Origin of the sequence: Thalassotalea insulae (assembly GCF_030161395.1) — a bacterium.
GTDB classification, from domain to species: Bacteria; Pseudomonadota; Gammaproteobacteria; order Enterobacterales; family Alteromonadaceae; genus Thalassotalea_E; species Thalassotalea_E insulae.
On the sequence record NZ_BSST01000001.1, the window covers coordinates 1 to 16,960 of the forward strand.

At 36.1% G+C, this 16,960-nt stretch carries 21 protein-coding genes; 2 read left to right on the forward strand and 19 right to left on the reverse strand.

The features are described 5' to 3' along the window. Window positions 1-464: 464 nt before the first annotated feature. The 7 genes from QQK06_RS00005 to QQK06_RS00035 all read right to left on the reverse strand — a co-directional run bounded on the left by QQK06_RS00005 (window position 465) and on the right by QQK06_RS00035 (window position 7,140). Window positions 465-884, reverse strand: coding sequence for a hypothetical protein (locus tag QQK06_RS00005; RefSeq protein ID WP_284242454.1), 420 nt, complete (start codon window positions 882-884; stop codon window positions 465-467). Window positions 885-1,307: 423 nt separating this feature from the next. After that, window positions 1,308-2,126 carry a hypothetical protein gene (locus tag QQK06_RS00010; protein WP_284242455.1) on the reverse strand — a complete coding sequence of 273 codons (819 nt, stop codon included), beginning with the start codon at window positions 2,124-2,126 and terminating at the stop codon, window positions 1,308-1,310. A 1,191-nt stretch (window positions 2,127-3,317) separates the two neighbouring features. Continuing rightward, window positions 3,318-4,403, reverse strand: a complete 1,086-nt coding sequence (locus QQK06_RS00015; RefSeq protein WP_284242456.1) for a serine hydrolase domain-containing protein — start codon at window positions 4,401-4,403, stop codon at window positions 3,318-3,320. A gap of 144 nt (window positions 4,404-4,547) precedes the next feature. Then, window positions 4,548-5,585: an alpha/beta hydrolase gene (locus tag QQK06_RS00020; RefSeq protein WP_284242457.1), complete on the reverse strand. Its 1,038-nt coding sequence runs from the start codon at window positions 5,583-5,585 to the stop codon at window positions 4,548-4,550. A gap of 125 nt (window positions 5,586-5,710) precedes the next feature. Beyond that, complete coding sequence (locus QQK06_RS00025; protein ID WP_284242458.1) at window positions 5,711-6,271, reverse strand: hypothetical protein; 561 nt, start codon at window positions 6,269-6,271, stop codon at window positions 5,711-5,713. 17 nt (window positions 6,272-6,288) lie between these two features. Continuing rightward, entirely contained in the window at window positions 6,289-6,756 is a 468-nt protein-coding gene (locus QQK06_RS00030) for a hypothetical protein (protein ID WP_284242459.1), read from the reverse strand. A 126-nt stretch (window positions 6,757-6,882) separates the two neighbouring features. After that, window positions 6,883-7,140, reverse strand: coding sequence for a hypothetical protein (locus tag QQK06_RS00035; RefSeq protein ID WP_284242460.1), 258 nt, complete (start codon window positions 7,138-7,140; stop codon window positions 6,883-6,885). A gap of 336 nt (window positions 7,141-7,476) precedes the next feature. Here QQK06_RS00035 and QQK06_RS00040 point away from each other — a divergent pair, with 336 nt between their 5' ends. After that, complete coding sequence (locus QQK06_RS00040) at window positions 7,477-8,430, forward strand: IS110 family RNA-guided transposase (RefSeq protein WP_284242461.1); 954 nt, start codon at window positions 7,477-7,479, stop codon at window positions 8,428-8,430. 581 nt (window positions 8,431-9,011) lie between these two features. On the opposite strand, the gene QQK06_RS00045 is transcribed toward QQK06_RS00040, so the two are convergent. The 3 genes from QQK06_RS00045 to QQK06_RS00055 all read right to left on the reverse strand — a co-directional run bounded on the left by QQK06_RS00045 (window position 9,012) and on the right by QQK06_RS00055 (window position 10,688). Further along, window positions 9,012-9,470, reverse strand: a complete 459-nt coding sequence (locus QQK06_RS00045) for a hypothetical protein (protein ID WP_284242462.1) — start codon at window positions 9,468-9,470, stop codon at window positions 9,012-9,014. Between the two features lie 120 nt (window positions 9,471-9,590). Beyond that, entirely contained in the window at window positions 9,591-10,151 is a 561-nt protein-coding gene (locus QQK06_RS00050) for a hypothetical protein (protein WP_284242463.1), read from the reverse strand. 123 nt (window positions 10,152-10,274) lie between these two features. Then, a complete protein-coding gene (locus QQK06_RS00055; protein ID WP_284242464.1) occupies window positions 10,275-10,688 on the reverse strand; it encodes a hypothetical protein in 414 nt (137 codons plus the stop codon). A 328-nt stretch (window positions 10,689-11,016) separates the two neighbouring features. Here QQK06_RS00055 and QQK06_RS00060 point away from each other — a divergent pair, with 328 nt between their 5' ends. Further along, window positions 11,017-11,970, forward strand: coding sequence for an IS110 family RNA-guided transposase (locus tag QQK06_RS00060; protein ID WP_284242461.1), 954 nt, complete (start codon window positions 11,017-11,019; stop codon window positions 11,968-11,970). Window positions 11,971-12,006: 36 nt separating this feature from the next. Here QQK06_RS00060 and QQK06_RS00065 read toward each other — a convergent pair whose 3' ends face one another. The 9 genes from QQK06_RS00065 to QQK06_RS00105 form a co-directional block, all read right to left on the reverse strand. Beyond that, window positions 12,007-12,390 (reverse strand): hypothetical protein, encoded by a 384-nt coding sequence (locus QQK06_RS00065; protein ID WP_284242465.1) that lies wholly within the window; start codon window positions 12,388-12,390, stop codon window positions 12,007-12,009. 133 nt (window positions 12,391-12,523) lie between these two features. Next, window positions 12,524-13,000: a hypothetical protein gene (locus QQK06_RS00070; protein ID WP_284242466.1), complete on the reverse strand. Its 477-nt coding sequence runs from the start codon at window positions 12,998-13,000 to the stop codon at window positions 12,524-12,526. Between the two features lie 533 nt (window positions 13,001-13,533). Continuing rightward, complete coding sequence (locus tag QQK06_RS00075; protein WP_284242467.1) at window positions 13,534-13,974, reverse strand: hypothetical protein; 441 nt, start codon at window positions 13,972-13,974, stop codon at window positions 13,534-13,536. A gap of 104 nt (window positions 13,975-14,078) precedes the next feature. Then, complete coding sequence (locus QQK06_RS00080) at window positions 14,079-14,372, reverse strand: immunity 53 family protein (RefSeq protein WP_284242468.1); 294 nt, start codon at window positions 14,370-14,372, stop codon at window positions 14,079-14,081. Between the two features lie 126 nt (window positions 14,373-14,498). Beyond that, window positions 14,499-15,032 carry a hypothetical protein gene (locus QQK06_RS00085; protein WP_284242469.1) on the reverse strand — a complete coding sequence of 178 codons (534 nt, stop codon included), beginning with the start codon at window positions 15,030-15,032 and terminating at the stop codon, window positions 14,499-14,501. Window positions 15,033-15,174: 142 nt separating this feature from the next. After that, window positions 15,175-15,678, reverse strand: coding sequence for a hypothetical protein (locus QQK06_RS00090; RefSeq protein ID WP_284242470.1), 504 nt, complete (start codon window positions 15,676-15,678; stop codon window positions 15,175-15,177). Window positions 15,679-15,797: 119 nt separating this feature from the next. Further along, window positions 15,798-16,016, reverse strand: coding sequence for a DUF7661 family protein (locus QQK06_RS00095; protein WP_284242471.1), 219 nt, complete (start codon window positions 16,014-16,016; stop codon window positions 15,798-15,800). 127 nt (window positions 16,017-16,143) lie between these two features. Continuing rightward, complete coding sequence (locus QQK06_RS00100; RefSeq protein WP_284242472.1) at window positions 16,144-16,548, reverse strand: hypothetical protein; 405 nt, start codon at window positions 16,546-16,548, stop codon at window positions 16,144-16,146. A gap of 27 nt (window positions 16,549-16,575) precedes the next feature. Next, the gene (locus QQK06_RS00105) at window positions 16,576-16,860 is read right to left on the reverse strand and encodes a hypothetical protein (RefSeq protein WP_284242473.1); all 285 of its coding nucleotides are present in this window, start codon (window positions 16,858-16,860) and stop codon (window positions 16,576-16,578) included. Between the last annotated feature and the right edge of the window lie 100 nt (window positions 16,861-16,960).

Here is a 16,960-nt window from a genome sequence, read left to right on the forward strand (position 1 = left end):
CTAATAATGGGCAAAAAATTGTTGGCTAAAATGTTGAGGAACGAAAACAGCCAACTGTTTTTTGTCCTTGTTTATTAGCTTGTTATGTGACTTTACCACCAAGCTTATAATTTTTAAAACCTAATAGAAATAATACACCGCAATTAACAATTGAAACTAAAAATAAAATAGAGGCAATGTAAGGTTGTTTGCACCTAAACTCTTCGTGAAATAGGGAGAAGTTGCTTTCGCAGTAACCACTAGCCAAGCTAGCAGATGAAAACACCCACATTAAGCACCACAAAGCTGCAATGCAAAAGAGCAATGAAAACGCTAATTGAGTTACTCCTTTACCTCGATGAGTCATAATTCCCTAGAGACACCTAACGCCCTGTTAATGGGCAAAATATAGTTGGCTAGAATAAGCGACGAAGGAGCAAAAGCCAACTGTATTTTGTCCTTGTTAAACAGCTTGTTAGGTGTACTTACACGTTTTGCGTATACGGTTTTATACCAATTAACTCAGAAACACCTGAACCCGATTTTAAAGCTAATTTGATAGAGGATACAAAGGCATCCAATGATAAAGCTTCAAATTGAACGATAAATTTTGCAGTAGATGCGGTGTCATTTGACAGAGAGACTAATACAGCCGTATGACCAACAGAATCGAAGCAATGAAATTTAAGCTCACAATGCCCATAAGGTGAGTCAACTTCACCAACTTTAAAGCTAACTTCATCTGAGTTAGATTGAGGAAAAGTTGATAACTTCTCAGCTAGTTTTTCAAACATTTGAGCATTTATATATTGCTCCGTTTCTCCAGCGAAGTTTTCATTGCACGCCTTTACCCATATTTTCGCAGGGTCATCTCGTAAAAATTCGATCTCTAATCTGGGCTGCATCTGTCTGTACACCTAACGCCCCTGTTAAGCGGATTAAAAATGTTTGGCTATAATCGCGAAGCGATGGCCAAGCTTTTTAAGTCCGATTGAACGCCTTGTTATATATTTTTTGAATGTGTAACTAAACCAATTAGTTACACAACGTTTTACTACTATAACTGCAACACTACCGCAACGTAAACCTGAACGCGAATATTATAGAATTTACAGCTTTATTTGCCGAAGCATTGCCAAAACTAAACCTAAAAATATACCCAAAGAATTCACCACTAAATACTAATAAAAACGAATAAACCTGATAGCGTTTTATATTGAATTAGTTGCGGTATATAACGCCCCAATAAGGGGAAATTTATTAGTTGGCTAAAATTGTTGAACGCAGTGAAAACAGCCAACTGTAAATTTTCCTGCTTTATTGCCTTGTTATGTGACTTTTTCAAAAAATAAAAAACATGCTTTAACACAAGAAACTAGTGACCCTATAAACATTCCTAAGCTTTTGTACATGTGTTCGGATGACTCAAGCCGAACAAGAACCTCTAGTAACCTAGGCCTAAATTTACAGATAAATACATTGAATATATTAAATGCAAAGCAAAGATAAAATGCCAAGCTCGTGAAAAAGGTACTAATAAGTGCGGCAAAAAAAAATGACTCAGAAGCATTATTGTGTACCCCTACTGGAAATTCACCGTTCGCCCCAAAAACCACTGATAGAAAAAACATCATGGCTACAAAAATAACAAGGGAAAGAACTAAATCCATTGCCACAAATACAGGAAATAACCATAATTTTTTGCCATTGGATAGAGCTAGTAAATACTCTGTTTCTATTAAAGACAAGTAGTCTGCGAATATATTAGAAAGGCATAAAAATATAACAAACGGCACAATAATGTGTGATCTAGAAGTATTATGAAAATCAAGTTCGGATGGTAATGTGATACTTCCTGATAGAAATATATAGGTTACATACAAAAAAAACAAAGAGGATAGCGCTGAACAAAATATTCTCCTTAGGGAAAAGATCTTATCTCCGTAGATGCGCCTAAACCCTGTAAAGAATCGATCGTTGATAAGCTCCACGGCTGAAGCGAAATCGTAGTCAGATAGCTTCGTGTACCATGAAGTAATGATCAGTCTATTTTGATCATTTTCTTCTGGGGTACTAATCCAGTCTAACAAAGAGCAGAATGCTAGAATTAATCCCATAAAAAGTAAAAAACCTTCAATGTCATCCATTAATTCACCCGCTATTCATAATCACCGATGCCGTCACATAACGCCCAACTAAGGGGCAAATTAATGCTTGGCTATAATTTGGAACGCAGTGACAAAAGCCAAGCTTTATTTGTCCCGCTTTAGTTACTTGTTAGTTGCCGTTTACTTGTTTGCAAGAATAAATATTAAAATTATTGAAACAACAGGTAAACACATTAAATTAAGAAAACTCCAATATTGTTTTTTTGTCAGAGAGTAAAACCCTAAACAAAGGTGAATACTGGTAATAACACTACATATTACGCCACTTGCTATCAGCTTAAAATTGTACTCGGTATCAGGAAAAAATAGCACAGCAACTATACATGCAGGCAAGATGATTATTAACTCAGTTAAAACAAAATGAGCATCATCTAAAAACTTGATATATCTCCGAGCTAGATTCATATAATGGCAACTAACGCCCCTGTTAAGCGGATTAAAAACGATTGGCTATAATCGCGAAGCGATGGCCAAGCTTTTTAAGTCCGATTGAACGCCTTGTTATATATTTTTTGAATGTGTAACTAAACCAATTAGTTACACAACGTTTTACTACTATAACTGCAACACCACCGCAACGTAAACCTGAACGCGAATATTACGGAATTTACAGCTTTATTTGCCGAAGCATTCCCAAAACTAAACCTAAAAATATACCCAAAGAATTCACTACTAAATGCTAATAAAAACGAATAAACCTGATAGCGTTTTATATTGAATTAGTTGCGGTATATAACGCCCACATTAAGGGGCTTTTTTATTAGTTTGCTAAAATTGTGTAGCGCAGCGAAACCGAGCAAACTGTAAAAAGTCCCGCTTTAATTGCTTGTTATATGTTAAACCAAGCTTTCGCGGCAATGCCGCAAACACCTGAGCATTTGATAAAACATATAAGCTTAAATATTTAAATAAACCTGACAGTTTAACTGGAATAGAAAAGTGAGTATTGAATTCACTCCCTGAACATTAAGGCTTATTCCTTTAAATTAATGCCATACTTTAAATTCTTAACCACGTTTTAACAACGAATATTTTCAAGAATTCTGAACAACATATAACGCTAAGCTAAGCGGAAAATTACAGTTAGGCTATAATGCGCGGAGCGCGAGCCAACTGTAATTTTTCCGTTTAAGCGCCTTGTTATATTTTTTAATTTAAACACTGTTGTTTTTACTTTTTTAGTAGGTCACGAATTTTATTGCGAACGTCTCGGTCGCCTCTACCATAATTAGACAGTACGACAACGACGTAGCCTTGATCTAGGTAGATATCGAGATTTGAACCAATACCTGGGAATGCACCGCCATGTCCTACTATACGATTATCGGAATCTCCACGAACAGTAAAACCGTAACCATAATCAAAGTACCTTAACTTTGATTGAACTGTAAATGCCTGTTCAGTTAACTCTTTACCTAACAGCTTGTTGTTAGTTAGGGCTAAGGCAAATTTGTGAAGATCTTGTACAGTAGAAAAACCACCGCCATCAGGTGTGCCTTTAAATACAAACATGAAATTATTATTTTTCCAACCTGTAGAGTTATCTTTGCTAGGCTCATAACCCGTAGCTAAGTTGAATATGGGCTGATCCAACTCATAACTGTCAGAGTTTTCCATACCTGCTTTTTGGTAAATATTTTCGCGAATATAGCTGTAATAGTCCTTACCGCTGACCTTTTCTATAACAACACCAAGCACTAGCATACCAGTATTACTGTATTGAGATTTTGTGCCTGCCTTAAACAAAACAGGGCCGTTAACCACCAAAGACTTATAATCATCTAGCGTTCGGTAGTTACTTTTAGATGTATTCCTATAAGTTTTATTGAAGTAATGATCTAGACCTGAGCTGTGACTTAGTAGATGCTTTATTTCTATTTCACTACTAACCCTTTTAGGCAGCCAGCTTTCATCTATAAATTTGCTCAATTTATCAGATAGAGATAATTTTCCAGATTCTACTAACTGTAGAATTGCAACAGAGGTAAACATTTTGTTCATTGAAGCAAGGTTAAATTTAGTTTCAACATTATTTGGAACATTAAACCTTTTGCTTGCCAATCCATATGCCTCTAGAACTAAAACATCTTCCCCCTTGGCAAGCAATACACTTCCTGAGAACTCATTTTTAGCAGCTAATTCTTTTAGGTATTGTTTTAACTGTTTAACTACTTCTTCAGATGTACTACTAGCAGCACTGCAAGGTTGCGCCAATAGAATTCCCAAAGCTAATATGCTTGATAAAACTAATTTCATAAATCCTTTTCCCATACTTCCAAGTTATCACCATAGGTGTGAAAAAATATAACGCCCCATTCAGGGGTTTTTAATAAGTTGGCTAAAATAACGAACGCAGTGAGAAAAAGCCAACTGTTAAAAATCCCGCACTGCAATGGCTTGTTATGTACCTTTTAATCTAACTTTTTGAACAATTGATAGCACTGAATTAATAACAATTTCCGGTTGTTCAAATTGAACATAATGATCGGCTTTATATAATATTTTAAGTTCACTTCTTGTTGACCATGACGCTTGCTCTTTATGAGTAAACAGATCTTTTTCTATTAAAGAGGAGAGTTGTTTTCGACTCATACCATATTCCGATAATTCATCATCTGACATTTTCTCATAGTTAGCGATAGCACCTATAACAAAAACTGGTCGATTGCCAAAATCACGGAAGCTGCCCGCTTCATTTAACGTTTGTTCATAGGCTTTGCTCTCCTGAGTTAATGCTAAGCCTGATGATGGAGAGTAAGCATCAATTACTTGCTCATCTTTTAACGATTGATTATTTAACCTGCCATCGTTCAACTTAGCGAAATATCGTGTTAAACCAGCATAAGCCCACATCGGTTCAAAAAAATCCATAAAAACATACGAGATGCGATTCATTAAAGGTTCTTCAAACTCTTTAAAAATACTCACTTGGTCAGGATGGGAAGTGTCTACAAAAACTAAACCCGCTACACTTGAACCAAAGTACTTGGTAAATATTGTTATATAAGGTCCTCCAAAAGAGTGACCAACTAATACATATGGAGGTTTTTCACCTGCGATAGTCATTGTTTTATTGAGATCTTCTGCAATGGCTTTACCTAATAATTCTTCAGATGTTGAACGTTCATCACTCCACATCATTCCTGCACGATCATACGCACATGCACGTGTAAACTTAGCTATTTCATCATGAACCAAAGACCAACTTAGCGACCCACTAGTATCCAGTCCAGACTCAAAAACCACTATGGGATTTCCTTCTCCACGGCAATCTAAATGTATACTTCTACCGCCAATATCAATCATTTTACCAACAGGAGGGAAGTCAATTAACGCCTGTTTTTTAGCTGAATTTTCTGCAAATACTCCAATTAGAAAACACAGTATAATGAAAGCTGAAAATAATATTAGCCAAAGTTTATTCTTCGACTTCGCCATCTACACTCCGGGATTCGATAAGGTACATAACGCCTAATTAACAGGCAAAAAATTGTTGGCTAAAATTAAGCGACGAAGGAGCAAAAGCTAACTGTATTTTGTCCTTGTTAAACAGCTTGTTATGTTTAAATTACTCTAGGATAAGATATAAACAAACCCAGAATAAAGCTAGCTAAAAAAGCACAAAGCCTTGTTGCTTTATACTCATTGGGCTTAATAACAGGCCCTCTACCATGCATATTAGTATTAAAGATATATGCATATGCCCAGTGAACAGGTATTACAAAAAGAAACATTAAAAAAATAACTGTATTTATTGGTTGATTAGACAATAGTAATTGACTCGTGAAAAACCAAACATAGCTGAAAACCACAAATAGAACTTTTAGCATTGGTTCATGTTTTGGGTTTATTTTAGGTATTAGCCTTTCGTAGTTAAACGGACTTATTTTATTTTCTTTTGGTGGTGTGTGAGTCCCTTGTTCTATTTTTGCAATTAAGCTACAAATTATTTCATACCTTTCAGGGTATTGTTCCTTATCAATAGAAGACTCTACTTCTTCTAATTCTTCTAAAGTATATTCTTCAAACTTTGGATTCACACTAGAACCTTGCTTTAAACATAACGCCTCATTAAGAGGCAAAAAATTGTTGGCTAAAATTAGCGACGCAGGAGCAAAAGCCAACTGTTTTTTGTCCTGCTTTAATGACTTGTTAGAAGCCGATTACTCCGATGTTCTTTGATTGGATCGTGTGGATTTACATTACCACCTTCCAGAGCCTTATTTATATAACCTAAATCAGTCTCGATTTCGACTGCAACCAAATAATGCTTACCTAATGCAGAGCGCCAATAGTGAAACTTTTCTTGGTACTCTTGGTTGAAACTAAACTCAACTGAAACAGATTTAACCCATTCGAGCGGAGTGTTCTGCGCCTCAAGTAACCGATCTAGTTGGGCTTTCATTTGTTGGCACATTTCAAACACCTGAGGTGAATTAAGGCTATTACGTAAGGCTAATAAATCTAAAGTAATAGATTCAACATTATTTTCTTGTGCCAACAAGAACAACTGACCAACTGCCCAGTACCCTAAATAATCGTTATTTCGCCCACTTAATAGTTTGGCAAAATTGATTGTGATTCCTTTCAATTCTCGACGACGAGGCATAATTTCCTAAAGGCTTCTAACGCCGCGTTAAACGGCTGAGTAATGCTTGCTAAAATGTGAAGCGAAGCGGAACCGAGCAAGCATTACGGTGTCCGACTTTTTTAAACGCCTTGTTATGTTTCAATACTACAGCGGTTCAATATCTTTTGGAAAAATACTTAATACACTGCTTTCATAATTATCAAAGTCGCGTTTCAAATTACGAATATTCCAGCTTCGATTGATATGTGCATAAATATGAGAGAGTTGGATTCTGAAATCTTCTTCGCTAATTTCACCATTTTCATTTAGCTGAGCGATTAATGTTTCCAAATGCTCTTTGGCATCATCTAATTCATATAGAAATGTTGACCATTCGTTTGGATTAGACTTCCGATCTATCATGATATCCTTGAAACATAACGCCGCAATATGGGGCGTATAAATGCTTGGCTAAAATCGCGAAGAATGAGCGCCAGCCAAGCTTTAGACGTCCCATGCATAATTGCCTTGTATGGATAATAACAGCCAAATCTTATTATTCTTTTTAATCCTTTTCGGGTAATGTGAGGCCCAAGCTTTGGCTGCAACCAAAGCCTTTTTATATGGTAGTTCGATGATTGGCAGGCTCCTCTATTGAGAGACCGATAACAAGTACGAACGCCATATAAAACTCCAAGCACTAAACTCGGATAGTCAACTGGGCCTCGAGCCCGAATAGCAAGGCAGAGTCAGCTTATTATGAATAACAAAAATAATCAAAACGAAATAAATGTTGGTGTTGATACTGGCAAATCACAACTCGATATTTACATACGCCCGTTAGATATTTATTTCACCGTGACTAACGACGAAATAGGTATTAAAAAGGCGATTAAGGAAATCAAAAAATATAAACCAACACGCATCACTATTGAAGCAACTGGACGTCTTGAGCAAGACTTTATTATGGCTTGCGCAAAAGCTAATTTGCCTTTTGTTGTAGCCAACCCTGCACATATCAAAAAATTTGCAGGTGCCATAGGGCAGCATGCAAAAACAGACAAATTAGATGCACAACTTATTGCATATTACGGTGAAGCGATAAAGCCCAAACTTTCAATGCTAAAGCCCGCTACCATGCAATTGATGAGCGACTTACTTTCTCGTCGTAGACAGTTAATAGGTATACAAACCATGGAAAAGAACCGTCTAAAAATCATGCCAAAAACAATCAGCAGTATGATTAATCCCATTTTAACTGCCATTAAAAATCAGCTCGATAAGCTAGACCAAAAACTACTTAAATTAATGGAAAGCTGTGAGGATTATAAAACTAAAAACATGATAATCCAGAGCATGCCTGGTGTTGGTAATGTCGTCGCTTTCAACTTACTAAGCGATATGCCTGAGCTCGGTTATCTAACAAATAAACAAGCATCGTCATTGATTGGTGTTGCGCCATTTAATAAAGAAAGTGGTATCTATCGTGGCACAAGACAGATACGAGGAGGACGTCCCAAAATTCGAACGGCAATGTACATGGCGATGATGTCCGCAATCCAATGTAACTCAGTTTTTAAAGGTACTTACGAACGGTTATTAGCGGCAGGAAAAACCAAAAAAACAGCATTAATTGCCTGTGTAAGAAAGATGATTGTGATCTTAAATTCAATGGTAAGAGATGGTGTCATGTGGGATCCTAAAATGAGTTGAGAATTAGGAATTGACACCATAGTCACTTGTTATGTTTTATTTAAAGCCGAAGTATAAAAATAATAAAGAAAAAATACTTAAAATACATGTCAGTGGAAATAAAAACGAAAAAATTTTGTCGTGCTTTGACACTGGTAAAGAAATATTAGGGTGCTTAAAAATAAGACCATTTCTTAGACCTCTAGGGACATAATACCAACGAGGATAAAAACGATATTTTTTAAAGATATGGTTGCTATATAGGAGCTGTGAAATAAAGCAAACCCAAAGTGGAAAAACAAAAATCAAATCTATTGGAGTAAAGCTAACACCAACTTTAAGAGCTTTGCTAAAAACAACAAAGAGCGTAAAAAGAAGAATCAAAACTGCGGATATAAATGTAGCTTTACGATTAGAGTACACAGGCTCATTTAAGAACAGACTAATGATGATGAAAAGAAAAAACTCTATTTGAAAATTATGCATACTCCCTCATAAAACATAACGCCTTACTAAGCGGCGCAAAATTGTTGGCTAAAATGTACGAGGAACGAGTGCTAGCCAACTGTTTAGCGTCCGTTTGAGTAACTTGTTAGGGCTATTTACACTATAGTGTAACTAGATAGTATTTTGTTAAACCCATCCTCAGACTCTACCGCTGATTCGTTGGGATATTGACTAGAAATAAAACTGACTTTATTTCCACTTACTACCCTAAAGTAACTATTGATATACCCTATTTTTAAAATAAAGAATGCTCTTACAGTAAACTTTAATTTAAGCCCCTCTGTTTCTGTATTTTGATTTACAGCATGTTCAATTTCACGAATTGGCTGTCCTTTTATTTTACAATGAAAAGGCAATTCATTAATAAAATATTTTAAAGAGCGCTCAATATAACTTTCAAGTGATGGTGCTTGTTCAAGGTTGTATATATCTATCGAATAATAGCCATCATTGGGACATTCTATATTAATGGCTCTGATAATTTCATCACCATCATCGTCAGTCACTTCCCACAATTCAGGGAACTCAAAACATACTCCATCATGTTGATACATACACGAAACCTTAGATAGCCCTAACGCCCATTTAAGGGGCTGATAATAGTTTGCTAAAATTGTGTAGCGTAGCGAAACCGAGCAAACTGTTAGCAGTCCCGCTTTAAATTCTTGTTAGGGCTACCCTGCTTTTATACCAGTTATTTTTAAGTCCTCTAATGCAGACTCGGTTGTTGTAGACTTTGCCTTTTTTAAAATTGACTCCGCATCAGTTTCAGACAAACTTACATGTGGTGGATGTGTATGCTTGATTTGAAATACATATTTCAAATACAAAGCGAAGAAAGCAAGCGAAATAACCAACGTAATAGCACCTACAATAGAAGAACTTATAGAAACTTTACCTGCCGTTTCTATTTGGATATTAGTACTTAGTGCTGACATATCACCAAGAGTTATAGCATATTGAAGCTGAAGAAATGAAAAGGCCAATCCTGAGACGACAAGTGCAAGAACAACAAAAGTTATAATCCAGTTAGCCAATATTTGTTGACCAAATACTTTTTTAGGGTAATCGAAACGCCATTTAAGATGTTCAATATAAGACTTTTCAAGTTGCTGCCATTCAGGTGTTTTTAACTCTTCTTCCTTTTTAGCATCTCTAAGCTTCGACCATTCTTGAATGAGACTGGCAACAGATGCCGCTGATGCACCAAGTGCCGTTTCTATAATTATACTCATCGATTATCCTTGGTTGCCCTAACGCCCCACTAAGGGGCTGATAATAGCTTGCTAAAATGTGAAACGAAGTGGAACTGAGCAAGCTGTTAGCAGTCCCGGCTTTAGTGGCTTGTTATAAGGGTCTTAACCACTGCATTGTATTACTTTGATGATTATTGCCGCTGCCAGATTTAATACACCAATGACAATACCTGTAAACCAAGCCCAATGATTTTTAGCAAAATACTTAACTGGACTCTTATTTATTAAAGCCGCTTCATATCCTTGTTTTGAAAATACAAAGTGATGATCTTTAGTTGGTCGTATTACTAGGTTTCTAGCTAATGCCTCTGCGAACCATTGACTAAGATACTTTTTAATTTCTATTTTTTGAGAGTGCTTCTTTAAAGTTGGCATGTACTCAATGATATCAAGATCAATTGAACTGAATTTATGCTCCATGATGAAACGAAGTTCAGAGCCAAACTTTTCTTTAGTTATAGCCAGCAGCCCTAACAGAAATTCCTTTTCATTAAATGCAGGAGTGCTAATTTCCATGCTTACCCTTATAACGCCCTAATAATGGGCAAAAAATTGTTGGCTAAAATGTTGAGGAACGAAAACAGCCAACTGTTTTTTGTCCTTGTTTATTAGCTTGTATGGATAATAACAGCCAAATCTTATTATTCTTTTTAATCCTTTTCGGGTAATGTGAGGCCCAAGCTTTGGCTGCAACCAAAGCCTTTTTATATGGTAGTTCGATGATTGGCAGGCTCCTCTATTGAGAGACCGATAACAAGTACGAACGCCATATAAAACTCCAAGCACTAAACTCGGATAGTCAACTGGGCCTCGAGCCCGAATAGCAAGGCAGAGTCAGCTTATTATGAATAACAAAAATAATCAAAACGAAATAAATGTTGGTGTTGATACTGGCAAATCACAACTCGATATTTACATACGCCCGTTAGATATTTATTTCACCGTGACTAACGACGAAATAGGTATTAAAAAGGCGATTAAGGAAATCAAAAAATATAAACCAACACGCATCACTATTGAAGCAACTGGACGTCTTGAGCAAGACTTTATTATGGCTTGCGCAAAAGCTAATTTGCCTTTTGTTGTAGCCAACCCTGCACATATCAAAAAATTTGCAGGTGCCATAGGGCAGCATGCAAAAACAGACAAATTAGATGCACAACTTATTGCATATTACGGTGAAGCGATAAAGCCCAAACTTTCAATGCTAAAGCCCGCTACCATGCAATTGATGAGCGACTTACTTTCTCGTCGTAGACAGTTAATAGGTATACAAACCATGGAAAAGAACCGTCTAAAAATCATGCCAAAAACAATCAGCAGTATGATTAATCCCATTTTAACTGCCATTAAAAATCAGCTCGATAAGCTAGACCAAAAACTACTTAAATTAATGGAAAGCTGTGAGGATTATAAAACTAAAAACATGATAATCCAGAGCATGCCTGGTGTTGGTAATGTCGTCGCTTTCAACTTACTAAGCGATATGCCTGAGCTCGGTTATCTAACAAATAAACAAGCATCGTCATTGATTGGTGTTGCGCCATTTAATAAAGAAAGTGGTATCTATCGTGGCACAAGACAGATACGAGGAGGACGTCCCAAAATTCGAACGGCAATGTACATGGCGATGATGTCCGCAATCCAATGTAACTCAGTTTTTAAAGGTACTTACGAACGGTTATTAGCGGCAGGAAAAACCAAAAAAACAGCATTAATTGCCTGTGTAAGAAAGATGATTGTGATCTTAAATTCAATGGTAAGAGATGGTGTCATGTGGGATCCTAAAATGAGTTGAGAATTAGGAATTGACACCATAGTCACTTGTTATATTTTAATTACAAATAGACTTAGAAACATGTGAGGAACCACCATCGGTATTTTTGCAGCTAAATCCATATTGGGATTCGGTGCAAGATGGGTTTTCTTTAACCTCTTTACATAATTCATCATTATGGCTTTCCCAATATAGAGAATCTAAAGAAAAGCCTAACAAGATTAACGAACTAAAAATAATTGTACCAATAATAAATCTAGGATTGAAAAAAGTTTTTATTCCAAATAAAAAGACACCAACGTAAGAGATAGATATAAGGTAATAATATTCTGACGTACCTCCTGCTAGGCCATAGATAATGACAAAAAAAAGAACTGGTACAGATAAAGCAACCAAAACAAGAATTAAAGTATTTATTTTTGTTATCTGACGTTCAAACAACTCGAAGAGCAAATCCATTCACCTTTAAAATATAACGCCCGCATAAGGGGCTGATAATGCTTGGCTAAACTGTGAAGCGAAGCGGAACCTAGCCAAACGTTAGCAGTCCCATCACTTGATGCGCTTGTTATAGCTACTTTTCGTCTTCCTCTAATACCAATTCTCTTAGCGCTGGGCGCACCACAGAAAGGATTAAAACAATTATGACCAAAGCGCCCAAAGCTAACTTTATAACTTTGAAAAACCAGAACTGCATCCAAATAGGTTTGTTAATTTCCTTTTGTTTTAAGGTAGTTGAAAGTTCTTCATATGCCTGATTTAAATTATTATATTTAGTGATTTCAGGATAATCAATTACAATCCCAACCTTTGCCAGTGCAATTCTAGCTTGTACCGATTGTTCTTGCACTACGTAAAGCATGTGATTTTGAACATCTGCGTAATATTGGACATCACTTTGCTCTAGTGCATCTGCAATTTTTACCGCATCCACCAATCTCAAGTCTTGAATCAGAGGTCTATACTCAGGCTCATTTGCCCATTTGATAATGAAAATTGCTATGAGCAATGACACAGCAAGGACGACTATTAATTTTATGTCTCTGTTCATTTATTTTCACTCCTTGAATGTTATGAGAGTTGCCAGATTCCATGTAGCTATAACGCCCACATTAAGGGGCTTTTTATTAGTTTGCTAAAATTGTGTAGCGCAGCGAAACCGAGCAAACTGTAAAAAGTCCCGCTTTAATTGCTTGTTATGTGGTTAGCCCAACTCTCGCGGCACTGCCGCCAAAACCTGAGCATTTGATTAAACCACATAGTTTAAATTTATAAACACACTTAAAAGTTTAATCGGCTAATAGAAAAAGAAATGTGATGTTAATCCATTAACCTAAATAAAAAATACCTTTTAAGTACAACCTAACTTGATGTTACTTAAAACGATTTGTTTAAACAACACCAAATTTTTAATGCGTTGCGAATTATTTGATTGAGCAAATTTGATGCTTGAACGAAGTTGCTAACCAGTGAATTCTGAAAAACACATAACGCCCCATTCAGGGGCTGATAATAGCTTGCTAAAATTGTGAAGCGAAGCGGAACCGAGCAAGCTGTTAGCAGTCCCGTTACTGTAATGGCTTGTTATGTGTATTGAACACCCAAGTATCCATTTTCCTTTTTGGCCTTATTAAACTGTTCTATATTTGAAAACGGCCATAGTTCAACATTTCCATGTGTTTTCCATTTATCTAAGGTGCTTTGGCCAAAAATACCCAAAGAAATACATTTTAAGAACTCTTCTTTAAATGTTGCAGAAGGCCAAATGTATTCAATGTCAGTTTTAAGGAAAAGTACCCACCTAGCAACTATTGTCCGGTCATCTCTAGACAGAGCATCTTTACCTTTAAGTTTGTATTCTTTCATGTCGCTATAAAGACACCATGCCCCATGAGAAAATACTTGCCTGATGGCATCATCATTTGATTCTGGAATTGAATCTTCAAATTCATCGTTAGATATTTGTCCTGAACTTAAACTACGTATAAGTTCAGCAAGTCTATTTCGTGATGCTCGATCAATCATAAATACACATAACGCTCCATTCAGGGGCTGATAATAGCTTGCTAAAATGTGAAGCGAAGCGGAACCGAGCAAGCTGTTAGCAGTCCCGTTGCTGTAATGGCTTGTTATATGCCCTTTGACCACTTAAGGAAAAGCTCAAAGCCTTTATCTAGCATTGTTGGGCCGCATGCACATTTAAACTTATTATCTTCAACAAAACATGTTAACCAATTATTGTCTGACTCATAATCAAGTTGAACTGGTTCAAATACTGCGTTCTCCAGCAAAGTTTCAGACAAATCGATTTCTATACGCCAACCTGGATTATCAAGAGTTTCGATTTTTATTCCGTATGAATGCTCCCAATCTTCGTCACATTGGGATAAGAACCATTCTTGTATTTCAACGATATTACTCATAACCTTCCTTGGGCATATAACGCCCATTTAAGGGGCTGATAATTGTTTGCTAAAATGTGTAGCGAAGCGAAACCGAGCAAACTGTTAGCAGTCCCGCTTTAAATTCTTGTTAGCTAGATTTTTAACCTAACCTTCTGTTACTTCAATTTTTAACACACATAACAACGGTGAATTTCGATTTTCTACAGCTCTATTTACATATGCTAAGAATATATTTTTACCTACATATTCTTCTAGCTCACCAACTAGCGTGTTAGTAAAGCAACCTATATCGCCAATAGATGAATGCTTTGGCTTTACACTTTTTAGAGTACCAGTGGATGTCTCAATAACGGTTGCTAAACCAGCACTTCTAGGCGAGTCTTGATAATAATTATATTCGTCTTTTTGTGTGACCTTAATCAGTTTCCCTCTGAAAGAAGAGTAACTATTACTAGCTAAGATATTTTCATATTTAGTAACTTTATCAAAGTCTTGATAATGAGAATTACATACAAATATTAAATAACTTATTGGTACTAATATAAGAAGTTTTGCTTTACCAATAAGGTGTTTTAAACCAAAGAAAGCTATTCCAACTATAAAACCAAGAGCTATCAAAAGTTGAATTAATATAAATAATCTTTCTGTAAACCCTGACAATTCATAGATTGTTGTCATAAATTTCAAAACTTCCCTATTCGAATATTCGCCGAACTTGTGATCTAGCTAACGCCGTTTTAAGCGGCGAATAATAGCTTGCTAAAATGTGAAACGAAGTGGAACCGAGCAAGCTGTTACGAGTCCGCCTTTAAAACCCTTGTTAGGTTTTCTTTGATAGAATTACTTTGTAAAAGTGGTTTTTAATAAAGTTATACAACCTTAGGTCATCGATGTGATTATCCACCTCATTTATATAAATTTTCCACTCACTAAAGCCATGTAATTTAACTTTAAGTAAATGCATTTCTGTATTAATAAATTTCCTAGCTTTAAATCCTAAGAATGATGAGGCTGATGGATCAATAATTCTTTGTACATGACCAACTTCATATATTAATGACTCTATTAAAGGTCTGTTTATAACATGCTCATTTATTAAACCATTGCGAATTAATAAATTTTCTCCTTTTATTTCTGCTGATGGCCTTTTTATTTTTTTAAACAACGCTATTAAAAGTAATGCATAACTTAATGGAGCGAGGACTAATAGTAATGTGTAACCTTTTTCGTTAGCAATAACTAATAGTGGAATAAAAGCTAAAAGCGATAGAGATATTGATAACTTTATCATTTCCGTGTCAAGCGCAACTCTATTGAGAACCATTTGAAAACCTAACGCCCCATTCAGGGGCTTTTAACTGTTGGCTAAAATAACGAACGCAGTGAGGAAAGCCAACTGTTAAAAGTCCCGCCACTGCAATGGCTTGTTATGTGGCTATTTAACTAATTTAGCCTTTTTACTTTAGAATGCTTTTCAGATGAATATTCATGGTAAATATCATCTAAATATTTTTCTAATTCATTTTCGTTTATATCAGAAGGAATTATTACGTCATAGACTCGTGAGCGAATACCTGTGTCTGACTCATTAAATAGCTGCCATTCATGTTCTTTTTTTATGACAGACATTGGTTTACCAAAAACGTCAAACTTGATAATCACACCTAATCCTCCTAGACACATAACGCCGCGTTAAACGGCTGAGTAATGCTTGCTAAAATGTGAAGCGAAGCGAAACCGAGCAAGCATTACGGTGTCCGATTTTTTTAAACGCCTTGTTATATGCAATTTACCTAACAAACGGGCCATTCATTTGGTTGCTACCATCTAGGCCATTATATAGCCCAATGTAATAGAAGCCAGTTTCTGAATTTTTGTATAAAAGAAATACCAAACCATCCATCATTTTTGGATCTTTAATCTCACAAATTAGCTCAAATTCTTTAGCAAGCTCTGACGGAGAATATGGCTTTGATACTTTACTTTGCCCAATGCTTGAACGTATGAATTTTTCATTGCCGCTATCACAGCTTACAACGTCAGTAGCAACTGAATAGTTTGCAACTAGGAATAATAACAGTAAGAGGTGACGCATAATTTCCTTTTGCATATAACGCCGCAATATGGGGCGTATAAATGCTTGGCTAAAATCGCGAAGAATGAGCGCCAGCCAAGCTTTAGACGTCCCATCCATTATTGCCTTGTTAGCAGTTTTTACTCATTAACTACCTAAGATCTTAAATATAACTGGCAAAATAAAAATTAACAAAAGCAACGTTGCAAGGCTATATGTAAGCACCTTATTCGCTTTACTTTGCTTCGATAAATCGACACTGCCATTTTTAACGTTTTTTGATTCAAAATACATAGCAGTGCCCATGGTTAATGGTGTTGTTATCATAAGAGTAGCCATAAGCACTGCTAATCCACCATCAAAATACATGACTATTGCTACTGGCCCGAAAAAACCTACAAGAGCAAATAGTAAAACAAATGGTTGTTTCATAATTGACTGCTAACGACCCATTCAGGGGCTTTTAATTGTTGGCTAAAATAACGAACGCAGTGAGGAAAGCCAACTGTTAAAAGTCCCACACTGCAATGGC